The sequence below is a fragment of the Nocardia transvalensis genome (assembly GCF_015477765.1).
Classification (GTDB): Bacteria; Actinomycetota; Actinomycetes; order Mycobacteriales; family Mycobacteriaceae; genus Nocardia; species Nocardia transvalensis_A.
The window spans coordinates 390,571-408,890 of record NZ_JADLQQ010000006.1 but is presented as its reverse complement, the minus strand read 5'-3'; the positions used below and the strand labels follow the sequence as shown (position 1 = coordinate 408,890).

The 18,320-nt window shown below is 68.4% G+C and carries 15 protein-coding genes; 9 read left to right on the top strand and 6 right to left on the bottom strand.

Features of this window, described 5'->3' with window-relative positions:
* Window positions 1-51 precede the first annotated feature (51 nt).
* From IU452_RS19870 to IU452_RS19860, 3 genes are all read right to left on the bottom strand, one after another.
* Window positions 52-1,320 (bottom strand): family 1 glycosylhydrolase, encoded by a 1,269-nt coding sequence (locus IU452_RS19870; RefSeq protein WP_195110584.1) that lies wholly within the window; start codon window positions 1,318-1,320, stop codon window positions 52-54.
* A 92-nt stretch (window positions 1,321-1,412) separates the two neighbouring features.
* A complete protein-coding gene (locus IU452_RS19865; RefSeq protein WP_195110583.1) occupies window positions 1,413-2,216 on the bottom strand; it encodes an ABC transporter permease in 804 nt (267 codons plus the stop codon).
* A complete protein-coding gene (locus IU452_RS19860; protein ID WP_195110582.1) occupies window positions 2,213-3,178 on the bottom strand; it encodes an ATP-binding cassette domain-containing protein in 966 nt (321 codons plus the stop codon). The genes IU452_RS19865 and IU452_RS19860 overlap by 4 nt, the downstream gene beginning before the upstream one ends.
* Window positions 3,179-3,268: 90 nt before the next feature.
* On the opposite strand from IU452_RS19860, the gene IU452_RS19855 reads away from it, so the two are divergent.
* Window positions 3,269-4,069, top strand: a complete 801-nt coding sequence (locus IU452_RS19855; RefSeq protein WP_324192710.1) for a TetR/AcrR family transcriptional regulator — start codon at window positions 3,269-3,271, stop codon at window positions 4,067-4,069.
* Here the strand turns inward: IU452_RS19855 and IU452_RS19850 are convergent.
* From IU452_RS19850 to IU452_RS19840, 3 genes are all read right to left on the bottom strand, one after another.
* Window positions 4,014-6,227: an MMPL family transporter gene (locus tag IU452_RS19850; RefSeq protein WP_195110580.1), complete on the bottom strand. Its 2,214-nt coding sequence runs from the start codon at window positions 6,225-6,227 to the stop codon at window positions 4,014-4,016. The genes IU452_RS19855 and IU452_RS19850 overlap by 56 nt on opposite strands.
* Before the next feature lie 21 nt (window positions 6,228-6,248).
* Window positions 6,249-6,848: a hypothetical protein gene (locus IU452_RS19845; RefSeq protein ID WP_195110579.1), complete on the bottom strand. Its 600-nt coding sequence runs from the start codon at window positions 6,846-6,848 to the stop codon at window positions 6,249-6,251.
* 166 nt (window positions 6,849-7,014) lie between these two features.
* A complete protein-coding gene (locus IU452_RS19840) occupies window positions 7,015-8,211 on the bottom strand; it encodes a PucR family transcriptional regulator (protein ID WP_195110578.1) in 1,197 nt (398 codons plus the stop codon).
* 104 nt (window positions 8,212-8,315) lie between these two features.
* Here IU452_RS19840 and hpnC point away from each other — a divergent pair, with 104 nt between their 5' ends.
* The 8 genes from hpnC (at window position 8,316) to IU452_RS19800 (ending at window position 18,319) form a co-directional block, all read left to right on the top strand.
* Complete coding sequence (hpnC, locus tag IU452_RS19835; RefSeq protein ID WP_195110577.1) at window positions 8,316-9,161, top strand: squalene synthase HpnC; 846 nt, start codon at window positions 8,316-8,318, stop codon at window positions 9,159-9,161.
* The gene (gene hpnD / locus IU452_RS19830) at window positions 9,158-10,042 is read left to right on the top strand and encodes a presqualene diphosphate synthase HpnD (RefSeq protein WP_195110576.1); all 885 of its coding nucleotides are present in this window, start codon (window positions 9,158-9,160) and stop codon (window positions 10,040-10,042) included. The genes hpnC and hpnD overlap by 4 nt, the downstream gene beginning before the upstream one ends.
* The gene (hpnE, locus tag IU452_RS19825; protein WP_195110575.1) at window positions 10,039-11,406 is read left to right on the top strand and encodes a hydroxysqualene dehydroxylase HpnE; all 1,368 of its coding nucleotides are present in this window, start codon (window positions 10,039-10,041) and stop codon (window positions 11,404-11,406) included. Before hpnD ends, hpnE begins: the two co-directional genes overlap by 4 nt.
* Window positions 11,403-12,419, top strand: a complete 1,017-nt coding sequence (locus IU452_RS19820; RefSeq protein WP_195110574.1) for a polyprenyl synthetase family protein — start codon at window positions 11,403-11,405, stop codon at window positions 12,417-12,419. Before hpnE ends, IU452_RS19820 begins: the two co-directional genes overlap by 4 nt.
* A 2-nt stretch (window positions 12,420-12,421) precedes the next feature.
* Window positions 12,422-14,323, top strand: coding sequence for a squalene--hopene cyclase (shc, locus tag IU452_RS19815; protein WP_195110573.1), 1,902 nt, complete (start codon window positions 12,422-12,424; stop codon window positions 14,321-14,323).
* Between the two features lie 16 nt (window positions 14,324-14,339).
* The gene (locus IU452_RS19810; RefSeq protein WP_228818265.1) at window positions 14,340-14,927 is read left to right on the top strand and encodes a hypothetical protein; all 588 of its coding nucleotides are present in this window, start codon (window positions 14,340-14,342) and stop codon (window positions 14,925-14,927) included.
* Window positions 14,928-15,929, top strand: coding sequence for an adenosyl-hopene transferase HpnH (gene hpnH, locus IU452_RS19805; RefSeq protein WP_195110571.1), 1,002 nt, complete (start codon window positions 14,928-14,930; stop codon window positions 15,927-15,929).
* Window positions 15,930-16,138: 209 nt separating this feature from the next.
* Window positions 16,139-18,319 carry a glycogen debranching N-terminal domain-containing protein gene (locus IU452_RS19800; RefSeq protein WP_195110570.1) on the top strand — a complete coding sequence of 727 codons (2,181 nt, stop codon included), beginning with the start codon at window positions 16,139-16,141 and terminating at the stop codon, window positions 18,317-18,319.
* Window position 18,320 lies beyond the last annotated feature (1 nt).

Below are 18,320 nucleotides of genomic sequence, written 5' to 3'. Positions count from 1 at the left end.
CCACCATCCGCCCACGGCGGCTCTTCGGAGGTCTATCCGGTGGTGCGCCGCTCAGGATACGTCGGGCAGTGTGACCGGTTCGTCGCAGCTGCTGGGTGGGTCGACCTGGGAACAGATCACCGGGTCGCGGGTGGGACGGTAATCCGGCGCCACGCCACCGTTACGAGTGATGTTCCGATATGCTTCGACGGCCGCGGTGGGAATGCGCTGCAGCGCCGGGTCGGTGGTCACGTCGACGGTGTACAGGCCGAAACGTGGGGCGTAGGAACCCCATTCGTAGTTGTCGGTGATGCTCCAATAGTTGTAGCCGACCACATCGATGCCATCCATGCGGGCACGCTGCAGCCAGTACACGACGTCTCTGAGGTAGTCCTCACGCCGGTAGTCGCCGGGGCGTCCGTTTTCGGTGGCCATGCCGTTCTCGACGACGAACAGCTGCTTGCCCGGAAACTTTCGGGCGTAGCGCCGCAGGGCGTAATAGATTCCCTCCGCCTGTAGCGGCATGTTCCACAGTTGCATCGCAGCGGAGGTCGCGACCCCGTAGTAATAGTCGACGCCGATGTAGTCGAGTTTGTCCGCCATCAGCCCGAAGATCCGGTCGTTCACCGCGGCGTCGTCCTTGGCCACGAATCCGACGTTGCTGGTGACCATGGCGTTGTGATGTATCTGGTGGATGTAGTCGTAGATGGCGTTGTGAACCTGGGCGAACCGGTCCTCCATCTCGTGGAAGCGCCTGTCGAACTCCGGACCGTGCACATCGGCGTGGACGAGTTCGTGCACGATGTAGGCGATCGGCTCGTTGATGGTGACCCACAGCGGATTCCGGTTGTGGTAGCGGTCGACCACCTTGCGCATATTGGCGCCCCACCAGGAAACCATCTCGGGGTTCTGCCATCCCCCGCGGTCGTAGGCCCAGCCCGGGTACACCCAATGATCCAAGGTGATCATCGGCCGCATACCCTTCGCAATGATCGTATCGACCACCCGGTCGTAGAACTGGAACCCCGCCTCGTCCCAGCCGCCGTCGGGCCCGTCCGGCCGGGGCTGCACCCGTGCCCATTCGACACCGATCCGGAACACCTCGACCCCCAGCGCGGCGGCCCTGTCGATATCCTCCGCGAAGCGGTGGTAGAAATCGACCGAATTGCCGTACGGCTCATGGTTCCACCGCGGGTCCGCGATGTAGCGCATCCAGTTGTTGTCCGGCGCGTACCCTTCGCTCTGGAATCCGGACGACGCCACCCCCCACAGGAAATCCGGCCCCAGCGGATCGACACGCGTCGGCGGGACGGGCTGCTGCTGGTAGCCGCTGGAACGCATGGCACTCCTCTCCGAGGGCAATCGTTCCAGATGGGGCCGGACTACGCCGTGAATTCGGAGTCGATCCGGACTCGGATGGGGATCGATACCGTTCAGGCGCCGAGGGAGCGGAATCGGCGCACCGACAGCGGCAGGAAGATCGCGGTGATCAGCAGCGGCCAGAGCAGGGCCGGGGCGATCGGGTGCTGCGTGACCCACGAACTGCCGGACCAGCCGGGGTTGCCGCACAGGTTCCGCACGGCCGAAGCCGTGGCGGACAGGGGATTCCAGTCGGCTATGGTGCCGAGCCAGTCGGGCATGGTGACGGTGTCGACGAACGCGTTGGACAGAAACAGCAACGGCCACACCAGGATCTGCACGACCACGACGGATTCGGGTCCTTTGACCATCAGCCCGAGGTAGATTCCGGTCCACAGCAGCGCGAACCGCAGCAGCAACAGCAGCGCGACGGCGGCGAGGGCGGCAGCGAGGCCGTGGTGCCAGCGCCAGCCGAGCGTGAGTCCGGTGCCGACGATGATCACCAGCCCGATCACGGTGTTCAGCATGTCGGCCGCACAGCGCCCCGCGACGACGGCGGCACTGTTCATCGGCAAGGACCGGAACCGGTCGGTCACCCCCTTCGCGGCATCACCGGCGACGGCCGTCATGGTCGATTCGAGACCGAACAGCATCGTCATGGCGAACATCCCGGGCATCAGGTATTCGTAATAGCTTGTACCGCCCGGTATTTGGATGGCGCCACCGAAGATGGTGCCGAACATCAGCACCACCATGACCGGAAACAGCCACGCGACCACCACGGGCCCGGGTCGGCTCAGCCAGTGCGTCAGATCGCGGCGGGTGATCGTCGCGATGTCGCCGAGAGCCGACGATCGGCGGGTCTCGAAGGTGGTCATGCGGGAACCTTTCCGTGCTGGGTCAGCTGAATGAAGACCTCGTCGAGCGACGGCCTGCGCACACCGATATCGCGTGGTGCGACGCCGGATTCGCGCAGCAGCGACGCGATTGTGATCAGTGCGTCGGCACGGTCGGTGACGGGGATTCGCACCATCCGGGATTCCGGGTCCACGGTGATCTCACCGCAGGCGATCGGCTGGGCGAGAACCTCGATCCGCCCCGCATCGGAGCCCTCGGCACAGGTGATCTCCAGCCAGTCCGTCCCGACCCGGCTCTTGAGATCGGCGGGACTGCCCTGCGCGATCACCCGTCCGTGCGAGAGCATCACGATCCGATCCGCGAGCCGGTCGGCCTCCTCCAGATACTGGGTGGTGAGCAGAACCGTCGTGCCCGCGGCCACCGACTGTTCGATCGCCGACCACACCTGAAGTCGCGCAACCGGATCGAGCCCGGTCGTCGGCTCGTCGACGAAAAGCACAGGCGGAGAGACGATCAGACTCGCCGCCAGGTCCAGGCGCCGCCGCATACCTCCCGAATACTTGCCGACAGGACGCTTCCCGGCCGTGGTCAGATCGAACCGTTCCAGCAATTCGTCGGCACGGCGCTGCGCGGCCGCGGGCGCGAATCCGTTGAGCCGACCGAACATCACCAGGTTCTGCCGCCCCGACAGGATCTCGTCGACCGCGGCATACTGACCGACCAGCCCGATGCGCTCGCGCACCCGGCGCGGCTCGCGCAACACGTCGTATCCGGCCACCCGGGCACTGCCCGAATCGGGCCGCAGCAGTGTCGACAGGATGCGCACGGCCGTCGTCTTTCCCGCGCCGTTGGGCCCGAGCAACCCGCACACCGTCCCGGCCGGAACCCGCAGGTCGATGCCGTTCAAGCCCGCGTCCGCGCCGGCTCCTCGATAGTTCTTGCGCAGCTCACCGGTTTCGATCGCTGCCTCCGAAGCCCGCATGCCCACCCTCTCTCGTCCCGTACAATGTACCGTACATGGTACGGTACACCTGATTCAAGAGGTCGCGCTCGGCGAATGGAGAATGTTCGCGTGGCAGCACCGAAGAATGCGCCGACCGATCCGGCGCGCACGATCGCCCTGCTCTGGGGATTGCACCCGAAACCGGGGCGCAAGGGCCTCACCGTCGCAGCGATCGTCGCCGCCGGAATCGAACTGGCCGACGCGGAGGGGTTGGACGCGGTCACCATGCGCCGCGTCGCCGAACGTCTCGGCGTCGGCGCCATGTCGCTGTACACGCATGTTCCCGGGAAGACCGACCTCATCGACCTCATGCAGGACGCCGTGCTGAGCGGCCTCTACCGGGATATCGATGAACCCGCCACCGCGGCGGGCGGCTGGCGGGCGGCGATGACATTGATCGCCACTCGCAACTGGGAGCTCTACCGGGCCCATCCGTGGCTGCTCGACCTCGTCGGCACCAGGCCCGTGCCCGGTCCGCACACCACCGCCAAGTACGAGGCCGAACTGCGGGCGCTCGAGGGACTCGGCCTCACCGATGTCGAAATGGATTCCGTTCTCGCCCTGGTGCTCACCCACGTGCAGGGCACCGCACGCCTGTCGGCCGGTTCGGAAGCCACCGCGGGCGCTACCCACCTGACCGACCCGCAGTGGTGGGATATCGCGGCCCCGATCCTGGCTCGGCTCGTCGATCCGAAGAAGTTCCCGGTGGCCTCCCGGGTCGGCACCGCAGCCGGAATCGAGCACAACGCCGCCACCAGCCCCGCCCACGTGCTGACCTTCGGCCTCGACCGCATCCTCGACGGCATCGCCGATCTCATCGACCAGCGCCGCGGCGAAACTCCGGCAGCCACCAGTTCCAACGGCCCATGATCTGCATCAGCGCGGGGACCAGGACGAGCCGGATCAGGGTTGCGTCGATGATCAATGCCGTTGCGGCGGCGAAACCGAATTCCTGCAGGCCGGTCACATCGGAGACCAGGAGGCTGCCGAAACCCACCGCGATGATCACCGCAGCGAGCGAGATCGGCCGGGCGGTGCGCTGCAGACCGGTCGCCACCGCATAGCGGTTGTCTCCTGTCGCCAGATACTCCTCCTGCATACGCCGCACGAGGAACAGCTCGTAATCGGTGGACAGCGCGAACAGTACGGCGAAGACGATCAGCGGCACCTGCGGCCAGATGAGGTTCCCACCGGACACCGCCGAGACCTCGTCGCCACCGTCCCGTTGAAACAGCAGCACCATGAGGCCGAATGCCGCCGAGGTGGCCAGCAGACTCATCACCAATGCCTTCAACGGCAGCAGCAGGCTGCGCAGCACGACGACCAGCACGAGGAACGTCAACATCAGCGTGGCGGCGATGACCCACCACATCCTCGCCGAGATTTCGGCGAGAATATCGGCCACCAAAGCGCTGGGGCCACCGACGAGCACGGGAATGCCAGAAGGCACCGTGGCAGGCGCGATTTCGGTTCGGATACGTTCCACCAACCGCACCACCGCCGGTGAATGAACCGTATGCCTCGGCACGGCCAGCACCGCGGTGAGATCGCTGCCGTTGTCGATCCGGGTGGCCGCGGCGACCTCGGGGTCGGCACGCAACGCCGCCAGCAGCGGCCCGGTATCCGGCGGGGCGGTGTCGGCCGGGCGGCTCAGCACCACCGTCACCACACTTGTCGAGCCGGGCACGTCCCGGTCGACGATCGCGTGCCCGGCCAGATACGCGGTCCCCGCCAACGCCTCGTGCTCGGCGTTGACGCCGAGCGCCATTCGGGGCATCGGCGACGCCGCCAGCAGCAGAGCGGCGGTGATCCCGACGACGTACGGCCACGGGGGGCGCATGAGATGTGCTGCGTAACGGCTCAACCGCCCCGAATCCGGCGACGTCACCGCGACGGGACGCATCCATCCCGGCCGCCACCCCAGCCATTCGGTCATCGAGACCAGCAGCGCGGGCAGCAGCGAGACTGTCGCGACCATCGTCACCACGACGACCGCCATCGTTCCGATCGCGGCCTGCACGACCACGTGCCGGCGCACCATGCACAGCGTGACCGCCGCCAACAGCAACAGCAGTCCGGAGTACAGCACCGTTCGCCCGGTGATGGCCATCGCCGTGCCGATGGCTCGCTCGGGCGGCGCCCCCGCCGATAGCTCCTCGCGGTAGCGGTTCATGACGAACAGGGCGTAGTCGATACCGATTCCCAGGCCGACCGCGTTGATCCCGACCAGAAGCATGCCATCGATGGTGAAAAACCTTGTGAGCAAGGAGAACAGGCCCAAGGTGGTAACGATCGATGCACCGGCGATCAGCATGGGAATCAGCGCTCCCACCGGTGTACGCAGCCACCACCACAGCAGGATGATCGCCAACGGCACAGCGACCAGCTCGATCCGCATCAGATCGTGGATCTCGGCTTGCTGCATGCGCTCGCCGAACGCCGATATCGAGATCACATACCCCTGCACAGCATCGCCGGACGCCGACCGCGCCGCCCGGTCGACCGCCTCCTGCAGGGCGGGCGAACGATCCTGGCGCTGACGGTCGTCGCCGGACATTCCCACCAGCAGATAGGCCGCGCGCTCGTCGTGGAACAGGGGCCGCAGCGGCTTGAAGGCATTGGGCAGCGACACCGTGCGATCCGGATCGCCCGCCACCGGCATCAGCAGCACACCGGTGACACCGGGTGCACGGCCCAGCGCCGCCATGCCCGCGTCGATGGCCGCCCCGAATGCCGGATCCGCCGCCGTCAGCGCGGACGAATGCAGGACCGCGATCGCCGGTTCGTCACCGAGAGTGGGCAGGCCCTCGGCCAGCATTCGGCCTGCCCGTTGCGAATCGGATCCCGCGACCTCGATCGGCGGAGCCAGCAACGAGCCCAGCAGATGCGGCAGTCCGAGCAGACCGACGGCGACCGCGATCAGCCATCCCGCGAAGACGCGGCGCCGGTAGCGCACCATCGTGACAGCTAAGCGCGACACCGAGTTTCGCTCCGGTGCGCTGATCTGCTGGACTTCCTTCGTCCACATACCGGCTCCCGCCCTACTGCCTCAGGAGAACTTGTATGAGCCTGTAGCAGTGAATGTGCCGGTAGGAATGTTCTCCTCGTCGCAGGATTCCATCGTCAGGCCCTCGACCGTTCCTTCGGCACTGGCCTTGTCGGTCTCGGCACTATCCGGGTTGTCCACCGGTGCGAAAAGCGTGAATTCCGCCGCCTCACCCTCTTCGGTGGGGATTCGTACGGTGGCCCTCCCGTTCGAGGTCTTCTCCGTGTCCGACTCCTCCTCAGCCACCCCTGTGGCGCGCTTGGCCTCCACGACGCAGAAATCACCCTCCTGCTCCACCGAGACATCATCCGTCTCGGCCGAAAAGTCCTTGACATTGCACTTGTCCGTTTCGTCCTCCACCTCGACCTTGTCCGCGTTCGCCTTGAATGTGCCGTTCTTCTCCGTGATGGTTACCGTGATCTCGACATCGTTGCATTCGAACGATTCGGTGGCCTTCTCATCCGATTCCTGAGCTGCCACAACGCCATACCCGAACGTCGAGGCCGCGGCCACTGCCGCTACAAGCAAACCGACACGCCATACCCCTCGGCGACGTCCACCCGAAACAGCCTCTGCTCCCGATTGTCGATCTTCCATCTTCATACTTTCGTTCATGGATTCCGTGATCGACCGCCGCCCTGGTCGAACAATTCCGGTCGGTAGCACTGTGCTCGAATCATGTTCGTTGCGCCGCGCGGCAGGGATGGGTGCGCAGGACGAAAATGGCGGCTCGCCAGGGGCTTTCGGGCGTGTCGGAAGAACGACGGGATTACGGCGACCCGTTCCATATCAGTGCCAGGAACAATCGCGCCCGTTCGCGGGGCGAATCCAGGCGGTCGCCGAACAGATCGTGGAGGCGGCGGAGGCGGTAGCGGACGGTTTGGGGGTGGATGTGGAGGTCTCTGGCCACTGCCTGCCGGTCGCCCATGTTCCACAGCCAGCTGCGCAGGGTTTCGACCAGGCGGTCGCGGGTGCCCTCGGGCACGTCGGCCAGCGGGTGCAGGACCTGGGTGCGCAGGACCGACAGCAGCCATTCGTCGCGGTTGGCGATGATGGTGTCGAGGTGGTCGGCGACCAGGACGGGGCTGTCGTCCAGGACGCCGGTGCGGCGCAGGCGCAGGGCGGTCTTGGCGATGCGCATGCCGACGGGAAGCAGGTCCAGCGTGAGGGGATGGCCGATCACGACGTCGCGGTCGCGCAGGGCGCCGATCAGCCGGTGCGCCCGGCCGCCGGAGCCCGGATTCGGGACGATCGCGCCGATGGTGTCGGGGCGGCGGATCGGCAGCGCGTTCATGCCGAGACGTTCCAGGGCGGTCCGGGATTCGCCGTCGGCGGGGTCGGCGAGGACGACGGCGGCGGCGGCGGGGAGCGGCCATTCGGCGCGCTCGGCGGCGGCGCGGATGCCGACGGTGTCGGAGCGGCCCGACAGCAGCAGTTCGCCCAGTTCCTCGCGGCGGCGTTCGCGGGCGGCGGTGGAGGCGGACTGCTCGAGCACGTACCCGTGGGCCGAGGCGGTGGAGAATTCGTCGACGAACACGAAGACGGCCTCGGCGAGGGTCGCCAGCATATGCGGCGGCAGATGCAGTTTCAGGGCGGTCTCAGCGACGTGACGCCAGGCCGCCCGCGCCCCCACCTGATACGCGCTGAGCAGTCCCGACAGCTCCATACCCTGCTGGAACTGACGCCGCCCGATCAGCTCGAAAACCAGCTGGGCGCGGTCGTGATCGCCGCGGTCGGTCCGGGCCGGGCCGTGGTCGGTCATCTCCAGCAGGCTGTGCACGAACAGCACACCCGCCTCGGCGACCTCGGGGTGATGTTCGTCGAGAAACCGCGCGTAGTCGGGCCATTCGGCCGCGAGCAGATCCCGGACCTCATCGAGCAGACTCGGCATTCTAGCATCGAGTTCCCCGGCCAGGCGCTCGAGCAGGTCCGGTGTCACCGGGAATTCATTGTCGGAGTTGATCATTCGACGGCCCTCCGCATCGATTATCACCCGATGACAAAATCGATGGTCCGAAATCACCTGCCCGGCTGAAGAATTGCGCCCAGCGTTGCGTCCACCATCGAATCATGGACGCTGCGACCGTCGCGTCCCGCCGGCTGCGGGCCCGCGAGCATGGGGAGAACTTCCCGGTGGCACTGCGCTGCCTGCCCGCGGCACCGCGCCGCCACCTGCACGCGGTCTATGCCGTCGCCCGGCTGATCGACGATCTCGGGGATCGGGCGACCGGTGACCGCACGGCCCGGCTGCTGGCGCTGCGTGCGGATATGGCGCGGGTGTGGGACGGCGAGCCCGAACACCCGATCCTGCGCGCCCTGGTGCCGACCGTCGCCGAATGCCACCTGGACCCGGAGCCGTTTCAGCGGTTGATCGAGGCGAACCTGGTCGATCAGCGCGTCACCCGATATGCGCGCTTCGAGGATCTGCTGGGCTACTGCCGACTGTCGGCCGATCCGGTCGGGCGCATCGTGCTGGCGGTGTTCGGTCAGGCCACGCCGGAGACGACGGCGCTGTCGGATCGGATCTGTTCGGCGCTGCAGGTGCTCGAACACTGCCAGGACGTCGCCGAGGATTACGCGAACGGCCGGATCTATCTGCCGCAACACGACTGTGCGGAACTCGGGGTTCGTGAGTCCTGGCTGGCCACGGGAGCCGACCCGCGCTGTCGTGCCGTGGTGAACCGCCAAGTGGAGCGGGCTACCGCACTGCTCGATGCGGGAAGGCCGCTGATCGCGCGGCTCACCGGATGGGCGCGCATAGCGGTGGCGGGCTACGTGGCGGGCGGATATGCCACGGCCCGCGCACTGCGCGCCGCCGACGGCGATGTGTGGACCGAACCGATCAGGCCCCGGCGCAGCCACACGGCGCAATCCATGCTGGGCCTGCTGTGCCGATCGATGGTGGTGCGAGCATGACGACATCCGCTGACGCCTTCGCCGTGTGCGAGCAGATCACCCGCACGGAGGCGAAGAACTTCTACTACGGAATCCGCCTGCTGCCCACGGACAAACGCACGGCCCTGTGTGCGGTGTACGCGCTGGCCCGGCGCATCGACGATATCGGCGACGGCGATCAGGACACGGCCGCCAAGACCGAGGCCTTGACCATGCTGCGCAAGTCGCTGGCGAATCCGGAGGCGGCCGACGATCCCGTGCTGCTGGCCGTCGCCGACGTCGCCCGGCGCTATCCGCTGCCGCTGCCGGCATTCGAGGAGCTGATCGACGGCGTCCAGATGGACACCGACGGAACCGTGTACACCGATTTCGCCGAACTCACCGAATACTGCCGCCGGGTCGCCGGTTCGGTCGGTCGGCTGTGCCTGGCGATATTCGGTTCCGGCGACGATCCCCGGGCCGCGATGTATGCCGATCAGCTGGGAATCGCCCTGCAGCAGACCAACATCCTGCGCGACATCCGCGAGGACCTGCTGACCGGCCGAATCTATCTGCCCCGCAACGAGCTGGACCGCTTCGACGTCCGGCTCGAACTCGATTCCCGTGGGGCACTGCACGACCCGCACGGCCGACTGGCCGCCCTCATCCGCGAGTCCGCCGGTCGCGCCGAGAACTGGTACTGCCTGGGCCTCCGCCTGCTCCCCGAACTGGACGGCCGCAGCGCCGCCTGCTGCGCCGCCATGGCCGGAATCTACCGCCGCCTGAACACCCGCATCCGCTCCGACCCGGTCCAGGTCTACGACCGCCGCCTCTCCCTGTCCGGCTGGGAAAAGGCTCGCATCGCCACCACCGCCCTCACCCAGTTCTCCACGGCCGCCCTCACCCGTGGGAGCAGGCAATGAGCCCACGGGTGGTGGTCGTCGGGGGTGGGCTTGCGGGGATCACCGCGGCGCTGGGCGGTGCGGCGGCGGGCTATCGCGTCGAACTGTTCGAGGCGCGACCGCGGCTGGGTGGTTTGACGTACTCGTTCGCTCGGGGCGGGTTGTGGGTGGATAACGGGCAGCATGTGTTTCTGCGCTGCTGTACCCGCTACCGGGCGCTATTGGCGCGGTTGGGGGTCGACGGCTCGGTGGCTTTGCAGTCGCGCCTGGATATTCCGGTGCACGGCCCGGATACCCAGGCTCGGTTGCGGCGCTTGCCGCTGCCCGCGCCGTTGCATCTGGGCTGGGCGCTGCTGCGGTATCCGTGGCTGTCGGCGGGGGCGCGGGCGCGGTTCGTGCGGGCGGCGCTGGCGTTGCGGGCGGTGGACGTCGCCGATCCGCGCAGCGATGAGATCGGCTTCGGTGAGTGGCTGCGCGCCCATGGGCAGGACCGTGCCGCCATCGAAAGCCTCTGGGAGCTGGTCGGTATCGCCACCCTCAATGCTCGCGCGGACGACGTCTCGCTGGCCTTGGCCGCCACCGTCTTTCAGATCGGTCTGCTCACCCGGTCCGACGCGGCCGATATCGGCTGGTCACGGGTTCCACTGCAGCAGTTGCACGGTGACGCGGCCGAGAAGGCACTGGCCGCGGCCGGAGTTCGGGTGACCACACGCGCGAAAGCCACCGCGCTGCGCCGTGGGGCGTCCGGTTGGACCGTCTCGTTCGGCGACGGCGAGATCGGCGCCGACGCGGTCATCCTCGCCGTCCCGCACGACGCGGCCACCGCGCTGCTGCCCGCCGGGGCGGTCGATCTGCCATCGGATTGGGCTGCGGCACTGGGGCATTCGCCGATCGTCAATGTGCACGTGGTCTACGACCGCCCGGTGATGACCGAGCCGTTCCGGGCCGGAATCGGCACGGCGGCGCAATGGGTGTTCGACCGGACCGAGGCGTCGGGCCTGCGCAGTTCGAGCCGGAGCCAGTATCTCGCGGTCTCGGTCTCGGCGGCGGACGAGTTCATCGACGTGCCCACCGCCGAACTGCGACAACGCTTCCTGCCCGCGCTGCACCGGCTGATACCCGCCACGCGCACGGCCGAGGTGCTCGATTTCTTCGTCACCCGCGAACGCCAGGCCACCTTCCGTCCGGCGCCGGGCACGGCTCGGCTGCGGCCACCGGCCCGCACCTCGATCCCCGGCCTCCATCTCGCCGGGGCGTGGACCGACACCGGCTGGCCCGCGACCATGGAGGGCGCGGTCCGCAGCGGCGAAACCGCAGTGGCGCAGTTGATTTCGACAGATCGGGGAACCCCCGCCAGCACTCCTATCTCGGAGGTGGTTCGGTGACGGTCACAACTCTGCCCACGGCCGGATCCGGCAGTGACGCGGTACGCTCCGCCCTGTCTCGGGCGGTATCGCGGCTCGACCCGGCCATTCGCCCCGTCGTGTCCTACCACCTGGGCTGGTGCGACGAGCACGGCGTCCCCGTCTCGACCAACGGCGGCAAGTCGATTCGCTCGCGCCTCACCCTGCTCACCGCGCAGGCGGTGGGCGGCGACCGCGAGTGCGCGCTGCCGGGCGCGGTCGCGGTGGAACTGGTCCACAACTTCTCGCTCGTGCACGACGACCTCATGGACCGCGATGCCACCCGCAGGCACCGGCCGACGGTGTGGGCGGTGTGGGGCGATGCGACCGCGGTCCTGGCGGGCGACGCGATGCTCTCGCTGGCGCACGAGGTGCTGCTGGAATCCGGTTCGCCGCATGCCGTGGCCGCGGGTCGCATGATCGGCGCGGCCACCCGGGCCCTGATCCGCGGCCAGGCCGCCGATCTGGACTTCGAACGCCGCGGCGACGTGCGGCTGACCGAATGCATCCGGATGGCCATGGACAAGACCGCCGCGCTCTTGTCGGCCAGTGCCGGACTCGGCGCGCTGCTCGCCGGTGCGCCACCGGACGCGGTGACGGCGATGGAACGCTACGGCCGCAGCATCGGGCTGGCCTTCCAACTGGTCGACGACCTGCTCGGCATCTGGGGTGAACCGGCGGTGACCGGGAAGCCGGTCTTCTCCGATCTGCGCTCCCGCAAGAAGTCGCTGCCGGTCACCTGGACGCTCGAGGCCGGTGGGCCCGTGGGCCGGGAACTCGCGCAGTGGCTGGCCCGCCCCGGCGAGCCGGACGAGGACGAATTGCGGGCCGCGGCAGACCTGATCGAACGGGGCGGCGGCCGTCGCTGGGCGCGGGCCGAGGCACAGCGCCGCATCGAGGTCGCCGAACGCGCCCTGACCACCATTCCCATGGCCGCCGACTGTCGTCGGGAACTGGTCGACACGGCGACCTTCATAGTCGAACGGAGTGCGTGAATATGACGGTGACACAGCCCGGTCCGACCACCGATGTCCGCCCGTCCGCCCGGGATGCGCTGGATTCCGCGGTCGGACTGCTGCGCTCGCTACAACACGAACAGGGTTGGTGGAAGGGCGAATTGGCCACCAACGTCACCATGGATGCCGAGGATCTGCTGCTGCGCGAATTCCTGGGCATCTCGACACCGGAGGTCACCGAACCCGCCGCCCGCTGGATCCGCTCCCAGCAGCGCGCCGACGGCACCTGGGCAACCTTCCACGGCGGCCCCGGCGATCTGTCCACGACCGTGGAGGCGTGGGTGGCGTTGCGGCTTGCCGGTGACGATCCGTCCGCCCCGCATATGCGCGCGGCCGCCGACTTCGTCCGTGCCCACGGCGGCGTGGAGGCGAGCCGGGTCTTCACCCGAATCTGGTTGGCGCTGTTCGGCTTGTGGTCCTGGGACGATCTGCCGAATCTGCCGCCGGAGCTCATCTTCCTGCCCTCGTGGTTCCCGCTCAACATCTACGACTGGGGCTGCTGGGCGCGCCAGACCGTCGTACCGCTGACGGTGGTCGCCACGCTGCGCCCGTGCCGCCCACTGCCGTTCGGCATCGACGAACTGCGCACCGGCTCCGCGGTCGCACATCGCCAACCGATCACCACGCTCGCGGGCCTGTTCCAGCGGCTGGACTCGGTGCTGCACGAGTACGCCCGCCGCCCGCTGGGCTGGGTGCGCGAACTGGCCATGCGCCAGGCCGCGGAATGGATTCTGGCGCGCCAGGAGGCCGACGGCGGCTGGGGCGGCATCCAGCCGCCCTGGGTGTATTCGCTGCTGGCCCTGCATCTGCTGGGCTACCCCACCGATCATCCGGCGATGCGGGCGGGCCTGGCCGGGCTGGAGGGTTTCGTGGTGCGGGAGCAGACGCCCGACGGCGAACTGCGCCGGTTGGAGGCCTGCCAATCGCCGGTCTGGGATACCGCCCTGGCGGTGGCCGCACTGCTGGAAGCAGGGGCATCCCGCGACGATGCCGCGGTGCTGCGCGGCACCGAATGGCTGCTGGGCGAACAGATCACGACCGGCGGCGACTGGCAGGTGCGGCGCCCGGATCTCGAGCCGGGCGGCTGGGCCTTCGAATTCGCCAACGACGTGTACCCCGACACCGACGACACCGCGCTGATAGTCCTTGCGCTGCATCGTGTTCGGCATCCCGATCGCGCACGGCTGGCTCAGGCGATCGCGCGGGCGGCGCGGTGGACGGCCGGTATGCAGTCCGCCGACGGCGGCTGGGGCGCCTTCGACGCGGACAACACCTCCACGCTTCCGGCCAAACTGCCGTTCTGCGATTTCGGCGCGGTCACCGATCCGCCCTCGGCCGATGTGACCGCACACGTGGTGGAGATGCTGGCCGCCCTGGGCCGCAGCGCCACCGACGAGTGCCGGCGCGGTGTGCGCTGGCTGATCGACCATCAGGAAGCCGACGGCTCCTGGTTCGGCCGCTGGGGCGCCAACCATGTCTACGGCACCGGCGCGGTGGTTCCGGCGCTGGTGGCGGCGGGTATGAGCCCGCGCTCGCGATCGATCCGCCAGGCCGTGAGCTGGCTGGAGGAGCACCAGAATCCCGACGGCGGCTGGGGCGAGGACCTGCGCTCCTACCGCGACGCACGCTGGATCGGCCGCGGCGAATCCACCGCCTCCCAAACCGCCTGGGCGCTACTGGCATTGCTGGCCGCAGGCGAAAACTCACCCGCGGTCGAACGCGGCATCGGCTGGCTGGTGGCCGCGCAGCGTTCCGACGGCGGCTGGGACGAAGACCACTACACCGGAACCGGCTTCCCCGGTGACTTCTACATCAACTACCACCTCTACCGCCTGGTCTTCCCCATCTGGGCGCTGGGGCGGTATGTGCGGGGATCCTCGTGACCGGCGAGGGGGTGGCATGACCGGAATCATCTGCACTCCCTTGTGGGTCGAGAGGGCGTGCCTGCTGGGTGCGGCCGCCGCGCCGGTCGTGCATACCGGTCGCGGACCGACCCATCGACTTCGATTCCCCGCCACCGCGATCGCCGTCGTCGGGGTCGCCGGTGCGTTGGACCCCACCCTGCGCCCCGGTGATCTGGTTGTGGCGCAGGAACTTCGGTACGACGGCGGGGTCGTGCCCTGCCCCTCGGCGCCGCTGCTGCACGCGGCGCTGCTGAGACTCGGCCTGCGCGTGCGGCTCGGCCCGCTGTTCTCCGCCGAACGCATCGTCCACGGCTCGGCGCGCACTCGCTCGGCGCAGACCGGCGCTCTCGCCGTCGACACCGAATCGGCGTTCCTCGCCCTCTCCGCCGCCCCGGGGCACGCCGTCGCCGTGCGCGCCATCGTCGACACCCCTGCCCACCCACTGCTGCGCCCCGGCACCGTCCGGCGCGGCGTCGTCGCGCTGCGCGCACTGCGCTCGGCCGCACCGGCGCTCGACCACTGGTCCGCCGCCGTCGGTGCGCCACACAACGTTCCCGCCGATCATCACCGGGAGGTGAGTTGAATGGCCATGCCACTACGCCAATCGCTGCGTCTGGCAACCTATCTCGCGAAGCAGAAGATGCTCCGCAAGGACAAGTACCCCATCCTCGTCGAATTGGAGCCGCTGTTCGCGTGCAACCTGAAATGCGCGGGCTGCGGCAAGATTCAGCATCCGCACACCGTGCTGCGCCAGCGCATGCCGGTCGCCCAGGCCGTCGGGGCCATCGAGGAATGCGGTGCGCCGATGGTGTCCATCGCCGGTGGTGAACCGCTGATGCATCCGCAGATCGACGAGATCGTGCGACAGTTGCTGGCGCGCAAGAAGATCGTCTTCCTGTGCACCAACGCCGTGCTGATGCCCAAGCACATGCACAAGTTCACCCCGCACCGGAACTTCGCCTGGATGGTGCACATCGACGGCCTGCGCGAGCGGCACGACGCCTCGGTGTGCAAGGACGGTGTCTTCGACGCCGCCGTGGCCGCCATCCGGGAGGCCAAGGCCGCCGGATTCCGCGTCATGACCAACACGACGTTCTTCGACGTGGACTCGCCGCGCGACGTCGTCGAGGTGCTCGACTACCTCAACGACGAACTCGAGGTCGACAATATGCAGATCTCCCCCGGCTACGCCTACGAGAAGGCGCCCGATCAGGAGCATTGGCTGGGCGTGGAGCAAACCCGGCGACTGTTCGCCCAGGCCTTCGCCGACGGCCACCGCCGCAAGTGGCGGCTCAACCACTCCCCGCTGTACCTGGATTTCCTCGAAGGCAAGGTCGATTTCCAGTGCACCCCCTGGGCGATTCCCTCCTATTCGCTGAAGGGCTGGCAACGCCCCTGCTATCTGCTCGACGACGGCTACGCCACCACCTACCGGGAGTTGATCGAGGACACCGACTGGCAGCGCTACGGCCGCGGCCACGATCCCCGCTGTGAGAACTGCATGGCGCACTGCGGCTACGAACCGACCGCGGTGGTCGCGACGCTGGGCTCGCTGCGGCAGACGATCCGGGCCGCCGTCGGATAACGGCGGGCCGATCCGGACCCGCCGTCGGAATAGCGAAGGGTTTGCCGTCTATTCGCCGGGGAACTCCTCCCGTGCTCGACAGATCAGTGCCGGTGTTGCACGATCGATGAGATCGAACAGCTCTCTGTACCGATTCCGCCGCTGCACTGCCGAGGAGGAAATACGGTGAGTAGCCTTTTGTTCGCTGTCCCCTTGCGGGGTGCTGCCCGGTGACGGCCCCGCGCATACTCAACGCCGGGCCACCCATCGGTGTCGGCGCCCAGCCGACCGTCACCCTCGTCGAGGCGAGTACGTTCTGCCTGTCCGACCAACTCGGCGACATCCACCCCGGTGGCGCGCAGGGGCTGTACTACCGCGATGCCCGGGTGCTCTCACGCTGGGAGCTGCGGGTCGACGGCCACCACCTGGAACCGCTGACCGTGCTGGCTCCCGAGGCGTTCCGGGCCCGCTTCGTGCTGCGCATGCCGCCGCGCCCCGGCCTGGCCGACAGCACCGTCATGATCGAACGCCGGCGGTTGATCGGCGAGGGTCTCACCGAGGTGCTGACCGTGCACAATCTCGGGCACGAGGACACCGCGATCTCGGTCTCCCTGCACGCCGACGCCGACTTCGCCGACCTGTTCGCGGTCAAGGAGGGCCGCAGCCACCTCGGCAGCGCCGAGGCCTCGGTCATGGGCAACCAGCTGCGGCTCACCGATCACGGCGACAGCGGCCGCGGCCTGCTCCTCACCGCCACCGGTGAACCGCTGGTCCTGCCCGGCGCCTGCACCTGGCGGGCGCTGGTGCCCGCGCACGGCCAGTGGCAGATCACCCTGCTCGCCCAGCCGATCGTGGGGCATCACCCGGTGCAGATGTCGCTCAGCGAGGACGACAACCCGGTCCGGCGCATGAAGGCATGGCGGGCCTCGGCCACCAATCTCACCGGCGCCGATGCGGGCCTGACCCACGTCCTGCGGCACACCGAGAACGATCTGGGCGCACTGCGCATCGAGGAGGCGTACGGCAACCAACCGGCCTATGTGGCCGCGGGTGCGCCGTGGTTCATGACGCTGTTCGGTCGCGACAGCCTGCTGACCTCGTGGATGGCCCTGCTGCTGGACGGCGATCTGGCCGTCGGCACGCTGCGCCAGCTCGCGAAACTGCAAGGCACGACGGTGGATCCGCTGACCGAGGAGGAGCCCGGCCGCATCATGCACGAGATGCGCCGCGGCCCGGCCGGCGATCAGGTGCTCGGGGGCACCGTCTACTACGGCACCGTCGACGCGACACCGCTGTTCGTCATGCTGCTCGACCAGTGCCGCCGCTGGGGCGCCGACACCGACACCATCGAGGAGTTGCTGCCCGCCGCCGACGCGGCGCTGGCCTGGATCGACCATTTCGGCGACGCCGACGGGGACGGCTTCGTGGAGTATCGCCGCAAGACCGATCGCGGCCTGGCCAATCAGGGCTGGAAGGACAGCTTCGACGGGATCAACGACGCGATCGGCCACCTGGCCGAGGCGCCGATCGCGCTGTGCGAGGTGCAGGGGTACGTCTACGCCGCCCGGCTGGCGCGCGCGGCCATTGCCGACGCCTGCGGTGACGCCGTCACCGCGGCCCGGCTGCGCGATCAGGCCGCCGAACTGAAAAAGCAGTTCGACGAGGCGTTCTGGATCAACGGCCGCGGCTGGTACGCGATAGCGCTGGATCGGCACAAGTCCCAGGTCGACTCTCTCACCAGCAATATCGCCCATTGCCTGTGGACCGGCATCGTCCCCGACGACCGCGCGGTCGAGATCATCGATAGACTCTCCGACCCGGCCATGAACAGCGGCTTCGGGTTGCGCACCCTGTCCAGTTCGATGGGTGCCTACAACCCGATGAGTTATCACAACGGGTCGATCTGGCCGCACGACACGGCCATCGCCGTCGCCGGACTGCTGCGCTACCGGCATCTGCCCGGGGCGATCGAACTCGCCGAGAGCCTGGCCGAGGGACTGCTGGACGCCGCCCTCGCCTTCGACGGGCGGCTGCCCGAATTGTTCTGCGGCTTCCCCCGCGACCAGTTCCACATCCCGATCCCCTACCCCACATCCTGCTCTCCCCAGGCGTGGGCCTCGGCCACGCCACTGCTGCTGGTGCGTTCGTTCCTCGGCCTCGAACCCGATGTCCCCGCCCGCACCCTCGCGCTCGCGCCGTGCCTGCCCGAGCGCTGGGGCAAGCTGGTCCTGACCGACCTGCGCCTGGGTGCGGCGACGGTGAATATCGAGGCCGAGAACACCACGGGTCACGTGAGCGGCCTGCCCGAGGATTGGGCCCTCACCGGGGCGCGGATGGACCGGCAACTCGCCAGTGTTCAGCCCGTCGGTTCGACCCGAACCGACGGGGTATGTCAGGCACAGGAGGTGTGAC